The sequence below is a fragment of the Massilia litorea genome (genome assembly GCF_015101885.1).
GTDB lineage: Bacteria > Pseudomonadota > Gammaproteobacteria > Burkholderiales > Burkholderiaceae_D > Telluria > Telluria litorea.
On sequence record NZ_CP062941.1, the window covers coordinates 3,592,118 to 3,609,560 of the forward strand.

At 61.9% G+C, this 17,443-nt stretch carries 14 protein-coding genes, 2 tRNA genes and 3 rRNA genes; 12 read left to right on the forward strand and 7 right to left on the reverse strand.

Annotated elements, in window-relative coordinates:
* Window positions 1–10: 10 nt before the first annotated feature.
* The 6 genes from LPB04_RS24080 to LPB04_RS16205 all read right to left on the reverse strand — a co-directional run bounded on the left by LPB04_RS24080 (window position 11) and on the right by LPB04_RS16205 (window position 4,474).
* Window positions 11–1,048 (reverse strand): DNA translocase FtsK, encoded by a 1,038-nt coding sequence (locus LPB04_RS24080; protein WP_227496442.1) that lies wholly within the window; start codon window positions 1,046–1,048, stop codon window positions 11–13.
* A complete protein-coding gene (locus LPB04_RS16185) occupies window positions 1,045–1,734 on the reverse strand; it encodes a hypothetical protein (protein ID WP_193685541.1) in 690 nt (229 codons plus the stop codon). Before LPB04_RS16185 ends, LPB04_RS24080 begins: the two co-directional genes overlap by 4 nt.
* A gap of 29 nt (window positions 1,735–1,763) precedes the next feature.
* Window positions 1,764–2,255 (reverse strand): hypothetical protein, encoded by a 492-nt coding sequence (locus LPB04_RS16190; RefSeq protein WP_193685542.1) that lies wholly within the window; start codon window positions 2,253–2,255, stop codon window positions 1,764–1,766.
* Window positions 2,252–3,466, reverse strand: coding sequence for an ankyrin repeat domain-containing protein (locus LPB04_RS16195; protein WP_193685543.1), 1,215 nt, complete (start codon window positions 3,464–3,466; stop codon window positions 2,252–2,254). Before LPB04_RS16195 ends, LPB04_RS16190 begins: the two co-directional genes overlap by 4 nt.
* A 280-nt stretch (window positions 3,467–3,746) precedes the next feature.
* Window positions 3,747–4,259, reverse strand: coding sequence for a YqiA/YcfP family alpha/beta fold hydrolase (locus LPB04_RS16200; RefSeq protein ID WP_193685544.1), 513 nt, complete (start codon window positions 4,257–4,259; stop codon window positions 3,747–3,749).
* Window positions 4,260–4,273: 14 nt separating this feature from the next.
* Window positions 4,274–4,474 (reverse strand): hypothetical protein, encoded by a 201-nt coding sequence (locus LPB04_RS16205; protein WP_193685545.1) that lies wholly within the window; start codon window positions 4,472–4,474, stop codon window positions 4,274–4,276.
* Window positions 4,475–4,678: 204 nt separating this feature from the next.
* On the opposite strand from LPB04_RS16205, the gene LPB04_RS16210 reads away from it, so the two are divergent.
* The 11 genes from LPB04_RS16210 to LPB04_RS16260 all read left to right on the forward strand — a co-directional run bounded on the left by LPB04_RS16210 (window position 4,679) and on the right by LPB04_RS16260 (window position 14,338).
* Window positions 4,679–4,858 carry a hypothetical protein gene (locus LPB04_RS16210; protein WP_193685546.1) on the forward strand — a complete coding sequence of 60 codons (180 nt, stop codon included), beginning with the start codon at window positions 4,679–4,681 and terminating at the stop codon, window positions 4,856–4,858.
* Window positions 4,858–5,865 (forward strand): helix-turn-helix transcriptional regulator, encoded by a 1,008-nt coding sequence (locus tag LPB04_RS16215; RefSeq protein WP_193685547.1) that lies wholly within the window; start codon window positions 4,858–4,860, stop codon window positions 5,863–5,865. Before LPB04_RS16210 ends, LPB04_RS16215 begins: the two co-directional genes overlap by 1 nt.
* A 104-nt stretch (window positions 5,866–5,969) precedes the next feature.
* On the forward strand, window positions 5,970–6,284 hold the full coding sequence (locus LPB04_RS16220) for a hypothetical protein (protein ID WP_193685548.1): 315 nt from the start codon (window positions 5,970–5,972) through the stop codon (window positions 6,282–6,284).
* Between the two features lie 476 nt (window positions 6,285–6,760).
* A 16S ribosomal RNA gene (locus LPB04_RS16225) occupies window positions 6,761–8,295 on the forward strand.
* A 76-nt stretch (window positions 8,296–8,371) separates the two neighbouring features.
* Window positions 8,372–8,448, forward strand: a tRNA-Ile gene (locus tag LPB04_RS16230).
* A gap of 21 nt (window positions 8,449–8,469) precedes the next feature.
* Window positions 8,470–8,545 (forward strand) — tRNA-Ala (locus LPB04_RS16235).
* A 211-nt stretch (window positions 8,546–8,756) separates the two neighbouring features.
* Window positions 8,757–11,631: ribosomal RNA gene (locus tag LPB04_RS16240) — 23S ribosomal RNA — on the forward strand.
* Between the two features lie 122 nt (window positions 11,632–11,753).
* Window positions 11,754–11,866, forward strand: a 5S ribosomal RNA gene (gene rrf, locus LPB04_RS16245).
* The 16S, 23S and 5S rRNA genes sit together here with 2 tRNA genes alongside, the layout of an rRNA operon.
* A 166-nt stretch (window positions 11,867–12,032) precedes the next feature.
* On the forward strand, window positions 12,033–12,923 hold the full coding sequence (locus tag LPB04_RS16250) for a cytochrome b/b6 domain-containing protein (protein WP_193685549.1): 891 nt from the start codon (window positions 12,033–12,035) through the stop codon (window positions 12,921–12,923).
* Complete coding sequence (locus LPB04_RS16255; protein WP_227496443.1) at window positions 12,920–13,699, forward strand: molybdopterin-binding protein; 780 nt, start codon at window positions 12,920–12,922, stop codon at window positions 13,697–13,699. The genes LPB04_RS16250 and LPB04_RS16255 overlap by 4 nt, the downstream gene beginning before the upstream one ends.
* 249 nt (window positions 13,700–13,948) lie before the next feature.
* The gene (locus LPB04_RS16260; RefSeq protein ID WP_193685550.1) at window positions 13,949–14,338 is read left to right on the forward strand and encodes a hypothetical protein; all 390 of its coding nucleotides are present in this window, start codon (window positions 13,949–13,951) and stop codon (window positions 14,336–14,338) included.
* A gap of 47 nt (window positions 14,339–14,385) precedes the next feature.
* On the opposite strand, the gene udk is transcribed toward LPB04_RS16260, so the two are convergent.
* On the reverse strand, window positions 14,386–15,027 hold the full coding sequence (gene udk, locus LPB04_RS16265) for a uridine kinase (protein ID WP_193685551.1): 642 nt from the start codon (window positions 15,025–15,027) through the stop codon (window positions 14,386–14,388).
* A 232-nt stretch (window positions 15,028–15,259) separates the two neighbouring features.
* On the opposite strand from udk, the gene LPB04_RS16270 reads away from it, so the two are divergent.
* Window positions 15,260–17,392 (forward strand): FUSC family protein, encoded by a 2,133-nt coding sequence (locus tag LPB04_RS16270; protein ID WP_193685552.1) that lies wholly within the window; start codon window positions 15,260–15,262, stop codon window positions 17,390–17,392.
* Window positions 17,393–17,443 lie beyond the last annotated feature (51 nt).

A 17,443-nucleotide genomic window follows, 5' to 3' on the forward strand; every position in this document is an offset into this window, starting at 1 on the left:
ATTTTTTTATTCACGGGCGCCACGAATGCTGCGGCGTCTGGCCCGGCACCAGCACCGTACGCTTCCCATCCTCGCCGGGGGCGGACAAGATATCGCCCTCCATGCTCTCCAGTAGCCGGCACGCGTGTCCATAGCCAATGCGCAGGTGCCGCTGAACCAGCGAAATCGACGCACGCTGGCTACGTATCACGAGCGATCGGGCGGCGCCATACAGCGGATCGCGCAACGCTTCCTTTCCTTGCCCCGGCGCCTCCGGATCGGCAGCTTGATCCGGCAGCGCATCGTCGGCGCCGGTGCCTTGCCGCGCAAGTTCGGCTGCGTCGAACTGTCCGAAGGCAAAGATGTCGACTTCGAATGCGCCGTCTTCCAGGGCACTTTCGGATCCGATCGACATCGTGATCGCGGCGCGTGGATGGACCCGGGCACGGACCAGATGGATCGCTTCCTTGATTTCGCTGCCGCCTATCGTTGTCGAGGCAGCGCGGATGCCGACGCAGACGCCATGCGCGGCGCGCAGACCCGGGCCTCGGGAATCGGCCTGCCTGATCGCCTCCAGGGCCGCAAGCGAGGCACGCGTGCCGCCCGTAGCGTGTCCGCATCCGAAACGAACTGCAGCCCCGCGCGAAGTTCCCAGGATGTGGCTGACGTCGTCCCAGTCGCAACCGACCGGCTGGTCCTGTCCGTCGCGTCTCAGTATTGTCCGGAGCAGGCGGCTCACTAGCTGCCGGCGCCGTCCCCGCGTCACGGCCACCACGGCATCGAAGGCGGCCTCGAGTTCGCCCCGGTGCGTTTCGTCCGGCGCGACCGGCCCGTCCTCGATCTCGACGACGGCAAGGCGCAGCGCGCCGCCGGTGTGCCGCCTTGCGATGCGTACCGCCTGCGCGCTTGCCGCAGCGTACGCAAAGGGGCCAGCGGCGATCACCAGGATCGGGGTGCCGCTGCGTGCCGGCGCCTGCACGGGGATCATCTCCGGCGCGGCGGCATGGCCATCGGCGCCGACCTCGTGGAGTTCGACGAAGCTGCCTGCAAACGGTCCGTTCCCCTTCATACGGATGACGGATGCAGGAGCGCTTCGAGTGAGCAGTGCGCGAGGAAACAGTCCGCCATTGCACGCGACACGCGGGCGTGCTCGTCCTCCACCCTGGCGACCGCTTGAGCCAGCAAATTGCGCGCCGCGTCGGTACCGATGTCGAAGGTCTGGTGGACGTGGAGATTCGTTTCTCCGAGATCGTGAATCCGATCCGGCGGTTCCGGATCGGTCTTCAGGATGCTCCTTTCGAGCGTCCGGCCGTCGGCCGACACACGGCCCGGGCAGTAGTCCGAGCGGAATACCTGGTACCACTCGCTTTTCGGATGAAGGTGCGCACGCATTCGCTGCCGCAGCTGCTTGTCCTCGATGACGGTCAGCGTGTTGCGCGACATGTGCCACAACCGGCCCACGATCGATCCCTGCGCTTTGCCGAGGTCCGCAAACGCGTCGTCCACCGCTTCGGCCTGCCCGGCGACCGGGCGCGGTCCTGCCGCGAACCCGGCAGCCTTCCCGAACAGCGGTTCGTCGGCGAACACGGTCCTTGTCCCCCGGAGACGCCAGGCCATGCGGTCCATGTCGACGTACAGCAGGTAGTACGATGGCCAGTGCCATCTTGTCTTGTCGGGACTCGCGAGCAGCGCGAGGATGAACTGGTGGAGGTCCCGTACTTCGCGGAGTATCTCGTCTGGCGCTGTGTGCATCATCGTCCTGGTCGGGAATGAGTCGATCGAATTCAGTCCGGGGATTCGCCACGCAGGCGCGGCCCCCAAAGAAAGCGGGGCAGCGACAGGCGCAATTCGTCGTCGGTCTGGTCAGGGACCCCGCGCAGGTCGAGCACCCATTCGCGTACCACGCTGCCGGAGACGATCTCGAGATGGATTTCGTCGTCGGTGAACGTGTGGGGCGGGTAGCCGGTGCGCCGTATGGGTCCACGGGTACCCCGGAGCATCCCGCTGAACCAGGTTGCCGCCAGCGGCGTATCGGGCCGGCCGAACAGCTGCGCGAGCAGGTCCTCCACCGGCGCCTTGAGTTCGGTGAGATACAGTACGCGGCCGCTGTCCCGTTCCGCCACCTCCCAGGTGGCGCGGTAACCGTTGGAGCATCCTGGCCAGGGGCGAAAGCGGGGGCGGGGCGACAGCGACGCCAGCCAGTCGTTGAGCGGGAAGGACTGGAGCGAATAGACCGTGCCGTCGAGGTGCAGGTGCTCCGCGAAATCGTAGCTCATCGGGCGCCCTCCGGCCCCCAGGCCAGCCCGGCCAGTGTCCGCAGCAGTTCCGCGTCGGCGGGGGTGATGCCTTCGTGCCCTGCGGCCGCCTCGGTCACGCGCCTTGCATCCAGCCTGTCCCCGGCGTCGCGCAGGTCCGCGCCGGCCGGGCGCACTCCCTGCCGGAGCAGGAAGACGAGCATGTCGGCGCGCTCTGCCACCAGGTCGGACTCGTCCGAGTAAAGATCGTGCGGCCGCGAAGCGAGCGCGGTACGGAACGCGAGGCTGCCTGCGGCCTGCAGGTCGGCGCCGGCGGCAAGCAGCATCCGGACGGTGGTGGCATCCAGCGAGGCGACACCGGCAAGCAGTGCCGCGCCACCGTCGGCATGCACGTTCGCGCCATGCCCCAGCAGCCAGGCAACTGCCTCTTGCGCCATGTTCCTGGCGGCGGCCGCGAGGGCGCGGGCGCCGTCGGCGCGGATGTCGGCCCCTTGGGCCAGCAGGAAGTCGAGCATGCCTGTGTTGTCGGCGGCAGCGGCGGCCGGCAGCGCCACCGTGAGCATGTCGGCGCACGCCAGGCCGCCTTCCAGCAACCGAAGCAGGATGTTCTGGTAGTCGTGGTTGGTGCGCCCGGGCGCGAGATGGCCCGATTCAGGCAGGAAACGGCTGTGCACGCCCTGGGCGGGCGTCAGGATCGCTGCGTGGCCATCGGCCCGCGGGTCGGCGCCGTGCGCGAGCGCCAGTGCGACGCCTTCGGGATCGGCGTGGCGGCACGCCATCTCCAGGTACCGGTTCCAGAACGCGGCGCGCCAGTCGTCTGCGCGTGTGCCGTCGTGGCCGAAGGTTTCGCGCAGGCCCGCGAGGCGGCCCGCGATGAAGGCGCCGAGCCAGGCATCGGATGCGGCGACCGGCAGGGCCGGGCCGTTGTCGCTAACCGCGGCGGCGACCGCCTCTGGCCAGGGCGCGTCGAGTTCGTCGATCTGCTCTTTCAGGAGGCCGACGGCGAGCCGGAAGTCGAAATCGAATGCGGAGCCGCATGCCAGCACGGCCGCCAGCTTCAGGCAGGGCGCCAATGCGCTGGTGCCGAGAAAAGACAGCATGGCATCCTCGTAGCGCGGAACGTTGTGGAACGGCGCCATCTGGCTGCGCTCGAGCAGTTCGTGCCAGTTGCCACGAATGTCGTCGAGCGTGCTGCAGTGTTCGAGGGGCAGGTACCAGCGGAGATCGGACATGTTGTCGGGTCCTGGAAAGGGATGGCGCGGCCGCCACAGGCAGCGGCCACTGAAACGGGAACATGATAGGCCGGCGTGGCGACAACGGATGTCGCAGCACGGCCGGCGCGCGGGAACTCATGGTTCGCGGCCTCGATCGATGATGGGGTATTTCATTATTATTGCCTACCTGAAACAAAATGTCATCGTATCAATTCGCCGCGCGCCGCCGTGCCGCAACGGTTGCAGCCCGTGCGGCAGGGCAGGCCGCCAGCCTGGCAGGGATTCTTCCCGGGGCGGCTCAGGCGGATGCGGAGCAGCGTGACAGGAAAGCGCCGAACAGTTCGCGCAGCAAGGGGATGCGGTGGTTCAGGCGATGGTCGCCCTGCACCAGGTGCAGGGTACAGCCGCGCAGGCGTGCGTAGCGGATCGCGTGCTCGCAGGGGATGAGGTCGTCGTCCCAGCCGTGCACGATCTCCGCATGGGTGGCCAGCAGGGCCGGGGCCTGGGTCGGATAATCCGGCATGTACACGGCGGGGGCGAGCAGGAACACGCCGTGCGCGTCGAGCCAGGCCGACGCTTCCGCGGCCACCCAACCGCCCATGCTCGATCCCACCAGCAGCAGCGGCCGGTCGAGGACGCTGCAGGCCTTTCTCAACTGTTCCAGCCGCAGTGCCGGATCGGCGGTGTGCGTGTAATCGAGGCTGGCGACGTCCCAGCCCTGCTGCCATGCCACCGCCGCCAGTGCCGCGATCTTGGCGCCGGCCGGCCCGCTTTCCTTCCCGTGCACGAAGTGGATCAATCCCTTGTTCATCGGCGTGCGCGCGCTCACAGGCAGGCGATCAGCGAGGCCAGGATGTTGCCGTGGCCGACCGTGTGCAGGCGCGCGTCGCGCGTGCTGTCGGTACGCGGGTCGTAGTAGCCGACGATATGCAGGCGCACATCCCTGGCGGTCTGCCTGCCGTCGGCGGCGGTGTCGATGTAGCCGGCGGTGTGGTGCCGTGCATCGGTCAGTGTCTGTCTTGTCATGTCGGGCTCCGTGCCGTTGATCGGGTGGCCAGTGTAGCGACGGGGGGCGACAGGCGACGTCGCAGCGCGCCTGCGACGGTCCTTGTCGCGCCACGCCGGCAGACTGTCGAGCTGGGAGGCAGACTACATTTCTTATTGGAAATATTTTTGCTAAGATGGCAGTTTGAACACACGCACGGCCGCCAACCGGCTGCCTGATCGCACATGCCTGCACTGATCCAACACATCGACGCGATCGCGCGCACGCAAGGGCGGGGCGCCCGCGACGTCGAATCCCTGCGTTTCGCTGCCCCGGCGCTTGCCCATGCGACGGTCGAGGCCGCGCATGTCGAGGCCGCGCATCTCGAGGCGGCTTTGCGGGCGCGCCGGGCGGAGCTGTCCTGATGGCGACCAACCAGCAATCGCTGCTGCGCCAGTGGCACATGCTGCGCATGGTGCCGCGGGCGCCGCTCAAAGTGTCGGCCAGGGACCTGTGCGAGCGCCTGTGCGCGGCCGGCTTCGAGGTCGCCAAGCGCACGGTCGAGCGCGACCTGAAGGAACTGTCCGAGGTGTTTCCGATCGTGGTCGACAGCCGTGACAAACCCTATGGCTGGAGCTGGCTGCGCGAAGCATCGAGCTTCGACCTGCCCGGGCTGAGCCTGCCCGAAGCGCTGACGCTGGCCCTGGTCGAGCAGCACCTGCAACACCACCTGCCGCCGAGCGCGGTCGATGCGCTGCGCCCGCACTTCCAGTCGGCCGCCCGCACGCTGTCGGCGGTGGACGACGCCTCGCCCCCGCGGGCCTGGCTGAACAAGGTGCGCAGCGTGCCACCCCAGCAGCCCTTGCTGCCGCCGCGCATGGACGACGAATGCCAGCGCCTCGTGTACCTCGCCCTGATGCAGGACCGCCAGCTCAGGCTCCACTATCGCAAGCGGGATGCGGACGTGGCGACGGTGTATCCCGCGGTGCACCCGCTGGCCGTGGTGCAGCGCGGCGGCCTGGTCTACCTGGTGTGCATGTTCGGTCACTACGACGATGTCCGTACCCTGGCGCTGCACCGGGTGCAGCAGGCCGAGGTGTCGTACGAAGCGGGGCGCCGCAAGCCCGGTTTCGACATCGACGCCTACATCGCATCCGGGCAGTTCGGGGTGATCGCGGGTGCGCCGATCACGCTGCGCGCGGTGTTCAGCCGGGCTGCCGGCGAACACCTGTTCGAAACGCCGCTCAGCGCCGACCAGGTGCTGACCGCCGACGACGCCGGATGCCTGCACCTGGCGGCCACGGTACCGAATACCCGATCGCTGGTGTGGTGGCTGCTCGGCTTCGGGGACGGGGTGGTGATCCAGGAGCCAACGAGCCTGCGCGAGGAACTGGCCGGCATTGCGCGGCGCATGACGGCGGCCTATGCCTGAACCAGCGGAAAACCGCGCCGACCGTGATCTACGACAGCCGGGTGGCGGGAGCGCTGGCATGGTTCGTCGCCGCCTGGGCCGGCCAACGGCCTGTCCCCGCTGGCTTGCGCTTTCCCTGCATGGCGGCCAAGGAGGATCCGGGGGCGGCGCGGCGCAAGCTGCGCAATCCTCGGCCAGGCCCGGGCGGGTTTCCGCTGCTGGGTGCGCGGCCACGTGCGCACGCAAAATGGAACCTGCGCGCAAGCTGGATCCTCCGGGCGGTCCTGGAAGCGAATCCCGGCACCGTCTTCGGCTCGGGCACGGCCGCGAGCCGCCGCCTCGAGGCCGCACTCTTCATGTGGGGCTACGATCTTACGCCGTCCACGGCAGCCGGCGCCGCGCCCCTGGCGCTGCGGGCAGCCTGTCCGCGCCTGGCCTGAAACCGTCCATCTGGCCGAGCGTTTTGCGGGGGGCGATTTCGTGAAAGCGAACCGGCATTTCATGGCTTGCGTGCTGTCGCCTGGTTTGCTATAGTGCGTCTCCTGCTTTTGCAGCGCAGGAAAACTCAACGACATCAGTTGCTTGAGTTGGCAACTTCCGAGAAATTGGATGCGCTGTAGAAAACGATGAGTTGACGACGAACGCGAAACACTGCATAATCTCGCTTCTCTGCTGCTGACAAACAAAACGATTTGTCGACAAGTAGCAAGCAGTACCGAACAAGTTCTTTAACAATTAACAGTCGATAAGTGTGGGCGTTTGATGAAGGTGCCAAGAGCTTCGGTTCTTGATTACTTAAATTATCAAATGTTCACAAAAAAGAAATACGTTGTCTCAGCAATGAGATGACGGTCAGTATTTTGAGTGAGCGACCCGCTAGCAATAGCGGTGACAGAAATGTCAACAAACAGAGATTGAACTGAAGAGTTTGATCCTGGCTCAGATTGAACGCTGGCGGCATGCTTTACACATGCAAGTCGAACGGCAGCACGGGGGCAACCCTGGTGGCGAGTGGCGAACGGGTGAGTAATATATCGGAACGTACCCAAGAGTGGGGGATAACGTAGCGAAAGTTACGCTAATACCGCATACGATCTAAGGATGAAAGTGGGGGATCGCAAGACCTCATGCTCCTGGAGCGGCCGATATCTGATTAGCTAGTTGGTGAGGTAAAGGCTCACCAAGGCCACGATCAGTAGCTGGTCTGAGAGGACGACCAGCCACACTGGAACTGAGACACGGTCCAGACTCCTACGGGAGGCAGCAGTGGGGAATTTTGGACAATGGGCGCAAGCCTGATCCAGCAATGCCGCGTGAGTGAAGAAGGCCTTCGGGTTGTAAAGCTCTTTTGTCAGGGAAGAAACGGTAGGGGCTAATATCCTTTGCTAATGACGGTACCTGAAGAATAAGCACCGGCTAACTACGTGCCAGCAGCCGCGGTAATACGTAGGGTGCAAGCGTTAATCGGAATTACTGGGCGTAAAGCGTGCGCAGGCGGTTTTGTAAGTCTGTCGTGAAAGCCCCGGGCTCAACCTGGGAATTGCGATGGAGACTGCAAGGCTTGAATCTGGCAGAGGGGGGTAGAATTCCACGTGTAGCAGTGAAATGCGTAGAGATGTGGAGGAACACCGATGGCGAAGGCAGCCCCCTGGGTCAAGATTGACGCTCATGCACGAAAGCGTGGGGAGCAAACAGGATTAGATACCCTGGTAGTCCACGCCCTAAACGATGTCTACTAGTTGTCGGGTTTTAATTAACTTGGTAACGCAGCTAACGCGTGAAGTAGACCGCCTGGGGAGTACGGTCGCAAGATTAAAACTCAAAGGAATTGACGGGGACCCGCACAAGCGGTGGATGATGTGGATTAATTCGATGCAACGCGAAAAACCTTACCTACCCTTGACATGTCAGGAAGCTTGGAGAGATCTGAGCGTGCCCGAAAGGGAACCTGAACACAGGTGCTGCATGGCTGTCGTCAGCTCGTGTCGTGAGATGTTGGGTTAAGTCCCGCAACGAGCGCAACCCTTGTCATTAGTTGCTACATTCAGTTGAGCACTCTAATGAGACTGCCGGTGACAAACCGGAGGAAGGTGGGGATGACGTCAAGTCCTCATGGCCCTTATGGGTAGGGCTTCACACGTCATACAATGGTACATACAGAGGGCCGCCAACCCGCGAGGGGGAGCTAATCCCAGAAAGTGTATCGTAGTCCGGATCGCAGTCTGCAACTCGACTGCGTGAAGTTGGAATCGCTAGTAATCGCGGATCAGCATGTCGCGGTGAATACGTTCCCGGGTCTTGTACACACCGCCCGTCACACCATGGGAGCGGGTTTTACCAGAAGTAGGTAGCTTAACCGCAAGGAGGGCGCTTACCACGGTAGGATTCGTGACTGGGGTGAAGTCGTAACAAGGTAGCCGTATCGGAAGGTGCGGCTGGATCACCTCCTTTCTAGAGTAGCACCGGGTCTTGAACCCAGTCACCAAACGCTCACACTTATCGACTGTTGAACAAAGAACACAGTTTCGGGGCTGTAGCTCAGCTGGTTAGAGCACCGTGTTGATAACGCGGGGGTCGTTGGTTCGAGTCCAACCAGCCCTACCAGGTTATTGGCAAACCCAATAAGGGGGATTAGCTCAGCTGGGAGAGCACCTGCTTTGCAAGCAGGGGGTCGTCGGTTCGATCCCGTCATCCTCCACCAAAAGCTCAAACGTAAGTCGTTAGATTTAGGTTTGATCTTTTCGAGATCACTGTTGTTCTGTTCTTTAACAATCTGGAAGAAGTAAAGTTTTTTTAAGCGTGCACGTAAAAATGCACACTTAGGGTAGTAGTAAGAATCAACAAACATGCAACAAGCTGTACTCCTTGAACTATAGCGCTCCCTGGTGAGTAACCAGGGGCTAACGTTATAGGGACAAGCGAATAAGTGCACATGGTGGATGCCTTGGCGATTACAGGCGATGAAGGACGTAGTAGCTTGCGATAAGCTGCGGGGAGTGAGCAAACACACTTTGATCCGCAGATTTCCGAATGGGGAAACCCGACCTTTTAGGTCATTGCATGCTGAATACATAGGTATGCAAAGCGAACGCGGCGAACTGAAACATCTAAGTAGCTGCAGGAAAAGAAATCAACCGAGATTCCCAAAGTAGTGGCGAGCGAAATGGGAAGAGCCTGTACGTGATAGTCGGACTGATAGTGGAACAACCTGGAAATGTTGGCCATAGCGGGTGATAGCCCCGTACACGAAATCAGACCGGTGGTACTAAGCGTACGACAAGTAGGGCGGGACACGAGAAATCCTGTCTGAACATGGGGGGACCATCCTCCAAGGCTAAATACTCGTAATCGACCGATAGTGAACCAGTACCGTGAGGGAAAGGCGAAAAGAACCCCGGGAGGGGAGTGAAATAGATCCTGAAACCGTGTGCATACAAACAGTCGGAGCGGACTTGTTCCGTGACGGCGTACCTTTTGTATAATGGGTCAGCGACTTACATTCAGTGGCGAGGTTAACCGAATAGGGGAGCCGTAGAGAAATCGAGTCCGAACAGGGCGACAGTCGCTGGGTGTAGACCCGAAACCAAGTGATCTACCCATGGCCAGGATGAAGGTGCGGTAACACGCCCTGGAGGTCCGAACCCACTAATGTTGAAAAATTAGGGGATGAGCTGTGGGTAGGGGTGAAAGGCTAAACAAACTTGGAAATAGCTGGTTCTCTCCGAAAACTATTTAGGTAGTGCCTCAAGTATCACCATCGGGGGTAGAGCACTGTTATGGCTAGGGGGTCATTGCGACTTACCAAACCATTGCAAACTCCGAATACCGATGAGTGCGAGCTTGGGAGACAGACGTCGGGTGCTAACGTCCGGCGTCAAGAGGGAAACAACCCAGACCGCCAGCTAAGGTCCCAAAGATTGGCTAAGTGGAAAACGAAGTGGGAAGGCTAAAACAGTCAGGATGTTGGCTTAGAAGCAGCCACCATTTAAAGAAAGCGTAATAGCTCACTGATCGAGTCGTCCTGCGCGGAAGATGTAACGGGGCTAAGCCAGTCACCGAAGCTGCGGATATGTCTTTGACATATGGTAGGAGAGCGTTCTGTAAGCCTGCGAAGGTGTCTTGTGAAGGATGCTGGAGGTATCAGAAGTGCGAATGCTGACATGAGTAGCGATAATGGGGGTGAAAAGCCTCCACGCCGTAAGCCCAAGGTTTCCTGTTCAACGTTCATCGGAGCAGGGTGAGTCGGCCCCTAAGGCGAGGCAGAGATGCGTAGCTGATGGGAAGCAGGTTAATATTCCTGCACCGTCGTATGATGCGATGGGGGGACGGATCGCGGAAGGTTGTCTGACTGTTGGAATAGTCAGTTTCTGCCTCATAGAAGGCGCTTAGGCAAATCCGGGCGCGGAATTCAAGGGGGTGGGACGAGCGGCCTTGTGCTGCGAAGCAATCGGAAGTGGTTCCAAGAAAAGCCTCTAAGCTTCAGTCATACGAGACCGTACCGCAAACCGACACAGGTGGGCGAGATGAGTATTCTAAGGCGCTTGAGAGAACTCGGGAGAAGGAACTCGGCAAATTGGTACCGTAACTTCGGGAAAAGGTACGCCCCGGTAGCTTGACCACTTTACTGTGGAAGGGTGAAAGGGTTGCAATAAACTGGTGGCTGCGACTGTTTAATAAAAACACAGCACTCTGCAAACACGAAAGTGGACGTATAGGGTGTGACGCCTGCCCGGTGCTGGAAGATTAAATGATGGGGTGCAAGCTCTTGATTGAAGTCCCAGTAAACGGCGGCCGTAACTATAACGGTCCTAAGGTAGCGAAATTCCTTGTCGGGTAAGTTCCGACCTGCACGAATGGCGTAACGATGGCCACACTGTCTCCTCCCGAGACTCAGCGAAGTTGAAATGTTTGTGATGATGCAATCTACCCGCGGCTAGACGGAAAGACCCCATGAACCTTTACTGTAGCTTTGCATTGGACTTTGAACCAATCTGTGTAGGATAGGTGGGAGGCTTTGAAGCGGGGACGCCAGTTCTCGTGGAGCCATCCTTGAAATACCACCCTGGTTTGTTTGAGGTTCTAACCTTGGTCCGTTATCCGGATCGGGGACAGTGCATGGTAGGCAGTTTGACTGGGGCGGTCTCCTCCTAAAGTGTAACGGAGGAGTTCGAAGGTACGCTAGGTACGGTCGGACATCGTGCTAATAGTGCAATGGCATAAGCGTGCTTAACTGCGAGACCGACAAGTCGAGCAGGTACGAAAGTAGGACATAGTGATCCGGTGGTTCTGTATGGAAGGGCCATCGCTCAACGGATAAAAGGTACTCTGGGGATAACAGGCTGATTCCTCCCAAGAGTTCATATCGACGGGGGAGTTTGGCACCTCGATGTCGGCTCATCACATCCTGGGGCTGTAGCCGGTCCCAAGGGTATGGCTGTTCGCCATTTAAAGTGGTACGTGAGCTGGGTTTAAAACGTCGTGAGACAGTTTGGTCCCTATCTGCCGTGGGCGTTGGAAATTTGAAGGGGGCTGCTCCTAGTACGAGAGGACCGGAGTGGACGAACCTCTGGTGTACCGGTTGTCACGCCAGTGGCATTGCCGGGTAGCTAAGTTCGGAAGAGATAACCGCTGAAAGCATCTAAGCGGGAAACTTGCCTTGAGATGAGATTTCCCGGAGCCTTGAGCTCCTTGAAGGGTCGTTCGAGACCAGGACGTTGATAGGCTGGGTGTGGAAGTGCAGTAATGCATTAAGCTAACCAGTACTAATTGCCCGTACGGCTTGTCCCTATAACCTTAGCAGGTATAGTTCAATCGATTACAGTGTGCTGTTTGTTGATCACACTACCCAAACTTTACTTCCTCCAGATTCCGGGCCGCAGTTCACTGAACTGCGCTTCGTACAAGTCATGCCTGATGACCATAGCAAGTCGGTCCCACCCCTTCCCATCCCGAACAGGACCGTGAAACGACTTTGCGCCGATGATAGTGCTGCAACCAGTGTGAAAGTAGGTTATCGTCAGGCTAGTTATAAAGAAAAAACCCGCTCAGTGATCTGAGCGGGTTTTTTTTCGTCTGTCGTATGGAAACCGCCGCAGGCTCGGGTCCAATACAATCCTGATCGCTCCAGCAACCTTCCTTGCTCCCGGCGGTCGAACGATCGCAGGACACCAGGTTTTCGGAGACAAGCCATGCATCGTTTCCACCCGCAGACAATACCGGGCGCGGCCGCAGCCACGGCAGGCGAGCGCCGGCTGTTTTACCGGCACCGGCTGCCGATCCGCATCATGCACTGGATTAACGTCGTCAGCTTTTTCCTGATGCTGATGAGCGGGCTCGGCATCTTCAACGCCCATCCGCGTCTGTACTGGGGCAAGGCTTCCGACTTCGACGCTCCTCTGCTGTCGATCACTGCCCGGCCTGGCCCCGATGGCGAACCGCAGGGCGTCACACGGATCGGTAAGCGCGTCTTCAATACGGACGGCGTACTGGGGGCGTCGCACGTCGCGGGCGAGGCGCAACCGAGCGAGCGCGCGTTCCCCTCCTGGGCCACGATCCCGGGTCCGCAATACCTGGCGACGGCGCGCAACTGGCACCTCTTCTTCGCCTGGATATTCGTGCTCAACGGGATTGCGTACGTGGGATACACGGTCTTCAGCGGCCACCTGCGGCGTGACCTGGTGCCGAGCAAAACCGAGCTGCGCGGGATCGGCGGCTCGCTCAAGGACCACCTGCTGTTTCGCCATCCGGCCGGCGAGGCCGCCAAACGCTACAACGTGCTGCAGAACCTGACTTACCTTGGCGTGATATTCGTGCTGCTGCCGCTGATCGTGCTGGCCGGCCTCGGCATGTCGCCGCGGCTCGACGCCCTGTTCGGCGGCTGGGTCGACCTCCTCGGCGGGCGGCAGTCGGCGCGCACGCTGCATTTCCTGGCGGCGTGCTTGCTGCTCGCCTTTGTCGTCGTGCACGTGTTCGAGGTGATCGTGACCGGGCTGTGGAACAACCTGCGCTCGATGATCACGGGCTATTACCGTTTGCCGGAGGAGGAACACGCAGGCGAGCGCAAGGGGAGGGCGCCATGATCATGCCTGCGCGGCGGCGCTTCCTGCGGCTGGCCGCCGGCGCGGCGCTGCCGGGCGTTCTAGCCGGCTGCGATCGCCTGGCAGGCAATGACGAATTGAACGGCATGCTGCGCAAGGCCCAGTTCCTGAGCCAGCGCGCCCAGGCGCTGCTGACCGGGGTGGACGCCATGGCGCAGGAATTTACCGAAGACGACATCGCCGACGTGTTCCGCAGTAACGGCACCGCGATGCCCGACAGCGGCCTGTACCGGCAACTGCTGGCCGACGGGTTCGCCAGTTGGCGGCTGCGGGTCGGCGGGCTGGTCGCGCACCCGGCGCAATACAGCCTGGCCGACCTGCGGGGGATGCCGTCGCGCACGCAGATCACGCGCCATGACTGCGTCGAGGGCTGGAGCGTGATAGGGAAGTGGACCGGTGTCCCGCTGCGGCAGCTGCTGTTGCGCGCGGGGCCGCTGCCGGCGGCGCGCTACGTCGTGTTTCATTGCGCCGACCCGATGGATGGCTCGGATCTGCAGGCGCCCGGGTCGACCTATTACGAAAGCATCGACCTGGTCGAGGCCGGCCATCCGCAGACGATCCTCGCCTATGGGCTCAACGACGAGCCGCTGCCGGTGAAGAATGGGGCGCCGCTGCGGCTGCGCGTCGAGCGCCAGCTCGGCTACAAGCAGGCCAAGTACCTGATGCGAATCGATGTGGTGGAGCGGCTGGACCAGGTCCGCGGCGGCAAGGGCGGCTATTGGGAAGACCGCGGGTACGAGTGGTACGCGGGAATCTAGCCATCGCTTCCTGGCGCGTTGCTGCGGCCGGGTCAGTTCGAACATTCATGGGCCGGTCGAGGAATGCATGGACTACTTCACCAAGAAATGTAACTAACCAACGAGGAAATTCAAGCCAACAAAAAAACCGGACGCTAACGAAACCGGGAAAAATAGCAATCATGCAACCAGGCCACCAGGAATGAGGAGGGTCGAACCGCGGCAAGTCCGTTCGCTTACAATGGAGTCCAGCAAACTGACGGGTCAACGATGCAAAGAATCGATATCGAAACATTGGTGGGTCTGGCCGAAGCATCGGCTACGGTAACGATGCCCTGCAGCTGCAACAAGGAATCGCTCGCAGCATGGCGTGCATTGCCGCTGACGCTGGAAGCCGTACGCCTGGAGGAGGTGGGCTTCCTGTTCGACGATCCCTACGACGAACCGACGTTTGCGGAGTACCACCCGGCCGGGACACGCTACGAGAGCGCAACTGCCCCGATCGCCATGCGCTTCTATCCGTACAACCGCTGCGCCGTCGTACGCTGCCTGGACTGTCACCGGCACTACCTGCGGTATAACGAGGCTGGCGGCTATTTCACCGAAATCCGGATTCGCGCCTTGCGGCCCGAGCTGATCGTGGATGCACCGGAAAACTGAAGCAGTCCAGGCTGGATGCGCAACCCGAAGCGGCAGACCGGCTTGGATCAGGGCCGCTTCAACTGCCCGATGACGCTCGCCACCTTGGTGGTAATGACATCGACCGCCGGGCCATTCGCGCCGTGCGGCAAAATGACGTCGGCATGGCGCTTGGTCGGCTCGATGAACTGCTTGTGCATCGGGCGTACCGTTTCCAGATACTGGTTGACGATGCTCTCCACCGTGCGCCCGCGCTCGTTGATATCCCTTTGCATGCGGCGGATGAAGCGCACGTCCGGGGCGGTGTCGACAAAGATCTTCAGCGACATCATGTTGCGCAGGTCCGCGTCATACAAGGCGAACAGGCCTTCGATCACGATGACCGGGGCCGGCTTGACCGGGATGGTTTTGTTGGAGCGGTTGTCGATCGTGAAGTCGTACTCCGGCATCTCGATCGCCTCGCCATTGCGCAGGGCCTGGACGTGCTGGACCAACAGGGGCCAGTCGAAGGCCTGGGGATGGTCGTAGTTCTGCCTGCGGCGCACTTCCGGGGTGAGGTCGGATTGGTCGCGGTAGTAATCGTCCTGCATCACCACCGAGACCACATCAGCGCCGAAGGAAGCCAGCACTTGCTGGGACACCGTGGACTTGCCGCTGCCGCTGCCGCCGGCGACACCAATCACAAACGGTTGGAAGGAAATCTCATTCATCCCCGAATGATACCGGAGCGGCGGCCGAACCGACAGGGCCGCCTGGTCCAAATGCAGTGTTCGGCAGCGGCTTGGGCTTTCGGCAACGAAGTTTGCGGGCGGGCTCCGGGCAGCCGACGACCCCTGCCTTGCCCCGGGGCTAACACGGCTGCAGGACGCCCCTTGGCGACGTTATAATTAACCCATCATTCCCTCCCGCATCAACCTGCCAGGAAAGCGAGCGTCCCACCCCATGCACTATGCCCTCGCTCCCCGTACCTTTCTCTTCAGTCACTATTTCTACACCGGCCTGCGCATCGCCACCGGCATCGTCGGCCTGACTTTCATCACCTACGCGATCGCCGACCTCCCGACCGCCATCGCCGTGGCCATGGGCGCCCTGTGCACCAGCCTGATGGACATGCCCAGTCCCCTGCGCCACAAGTTCAACGAAATGATGGCCGGCGTGCTGCTGTGCTCGGTGGTGGCGCTGCTGGTCAGCCTGTCGTCGCAGGTGGAGTGGCTGCTGTTCACCGTCATCGTGCTGGTGTCCTTCCTGTCCAGCATGATGGTGGTCTACGGCAGGAAGGCGATGCCGCTGCAGTTCGCGGCGCTGTTCGTGATGATGCTGTCGAGCGAGGCGCCGTCCACGCCGCTGCAGGCGCTGCGCCATGGCGCGCTGTTTTTCGCCGGCGGTGCCGCCTACATGGCGTACGCGATGGCCGTCGTGTGGATATTGCAGCGCCGCCTCAAGCAGCAGGTGCTGGCCGAGGCACTGTACGAACTGGCGGTGTACACGAATATGAAGGCGGCCTGCTACGACGTCACCAAGAGCCTGCCCCAACAGATGGAAAAGCTGGTCCGCGAGCAAAGCGTGCTGGCCGAGCGGCAACAGGCCTCGCGCGACCTGATCCTGCGCGGCAAGCCGGCGCCCGACGAGGCGATCCTGGTGCAGGTCCATTACGCCATGTTCGACCTGTACGAACTGGTCCTGTCGACGCACACCGATTACGCCATCCTGCGCCAGCATTTCGCGAGCGGCCCCATCTTGCCGTTGCTGGGCGACCTGATCGGCAAGGCGGCGCGCGACATCGAGGCGGTGGCGTATGCGATGACGCGCAACGAGCCCTCGCGCGCCACGACCGATTACCGGGACGAACTGCGCGCGCTCGACGCCGTGCTGCAGGACTTGCCGTCGGGGGAGGGCGAAGATTTCGATGCGCAGGCGGCGCTGCGGGCGACCGTCAACAAGATCCGCGACGTGATCGACATGATCGCGCGGCTGCACGCCGCCAGCCAGGCGCGCGCATCGTCCGAGCGGGCACTGCCCCTGGTGCCCCATACAGACATGACGCCTTTCCTCACCCAGCAGCGCTACAACATCGGCATCCTGCTGGCCAACCTGCGCTGGGGCTCGCCGGTGTTCCGCTTCGCGCTGCGGGTGGCGATGGCGATTTCGGTCGGGCTCGTGTCCTCGCGCTGGCTGCCATGGAGCTCGCATGGCTACTGGACCGCGCTGACGATCGCCGTGATCCTCAAACCCAGCTTCAGCCTGACCAAGCAGCGCCGCGCCGACCGCCTGATCGGCACGCTGATCGGCTGCATGATTACCGCCGTGATCCTGCATTTCGTGCACACGCCGGCGATCTTGATCGGTTTCCTGTTCGTCGCCACCGCCGCGGCGCCGGCCTTCCTCTCCATTAAATACCGCTACACGGCGGTCGCCGCCAGCGTGCAGGCGCTGTTGCTGATCGGCCTGACGGTGCCGCATGGCGGCAGCGGCATCAGCGAGCGCCTGCTGGACACGCTGCTCGGCACCGTGATCGCCACCTTCTTCAGCTACGTGCTGCCGAGCTGGGAGTACCAGAACCTGCCGCGGCTGGTCGACGCGGTGCTCGACGCCAACCGCAAATACCTCGATGCGGCCGCCGACCTGCTCCTGAAGCGCACCGCCGACGATGCCCACTACCGCGTCAGCCGCAAGCGCTTCATGGACAGCCTCGCCACGCTCAGCGCCGCTTTGGGGCGCATGCTGGACGAACCGGCGGACAAGCAGCGCGCCCCGGACGAACTCAACCGTTTTACGGTACAGAACTACCTGCTGGTCGCCCACATGGCCGCGCTGCGCCTGCTGTTGCAGCGCTATGCCGAGAAGCTGCCGTCGGCCGAGGTCGAAGCCGCGCTCGAGCGCATGTTCGCCAAGGTCAGCGCCAGCCTGGGCGCGGCGCCGGTGGCCGCGCCGGCGTCGCCGGAAGGGCGCACCACCTGGATCGCCGAGTGGCCGGGCTGGGCGCCCCTGCAGCGCCGCCTGCGGCTGCTGCAACAGGATGCTGCGCAAGTGGCGCTCAGCAAGGCTGCGATCGGCGACGTCCTGGCGCGGAACTGAGCCCGGGGCCAGGTTTGCCTGGGTCGAATTTGCTTAGGATGAACGGCTGAA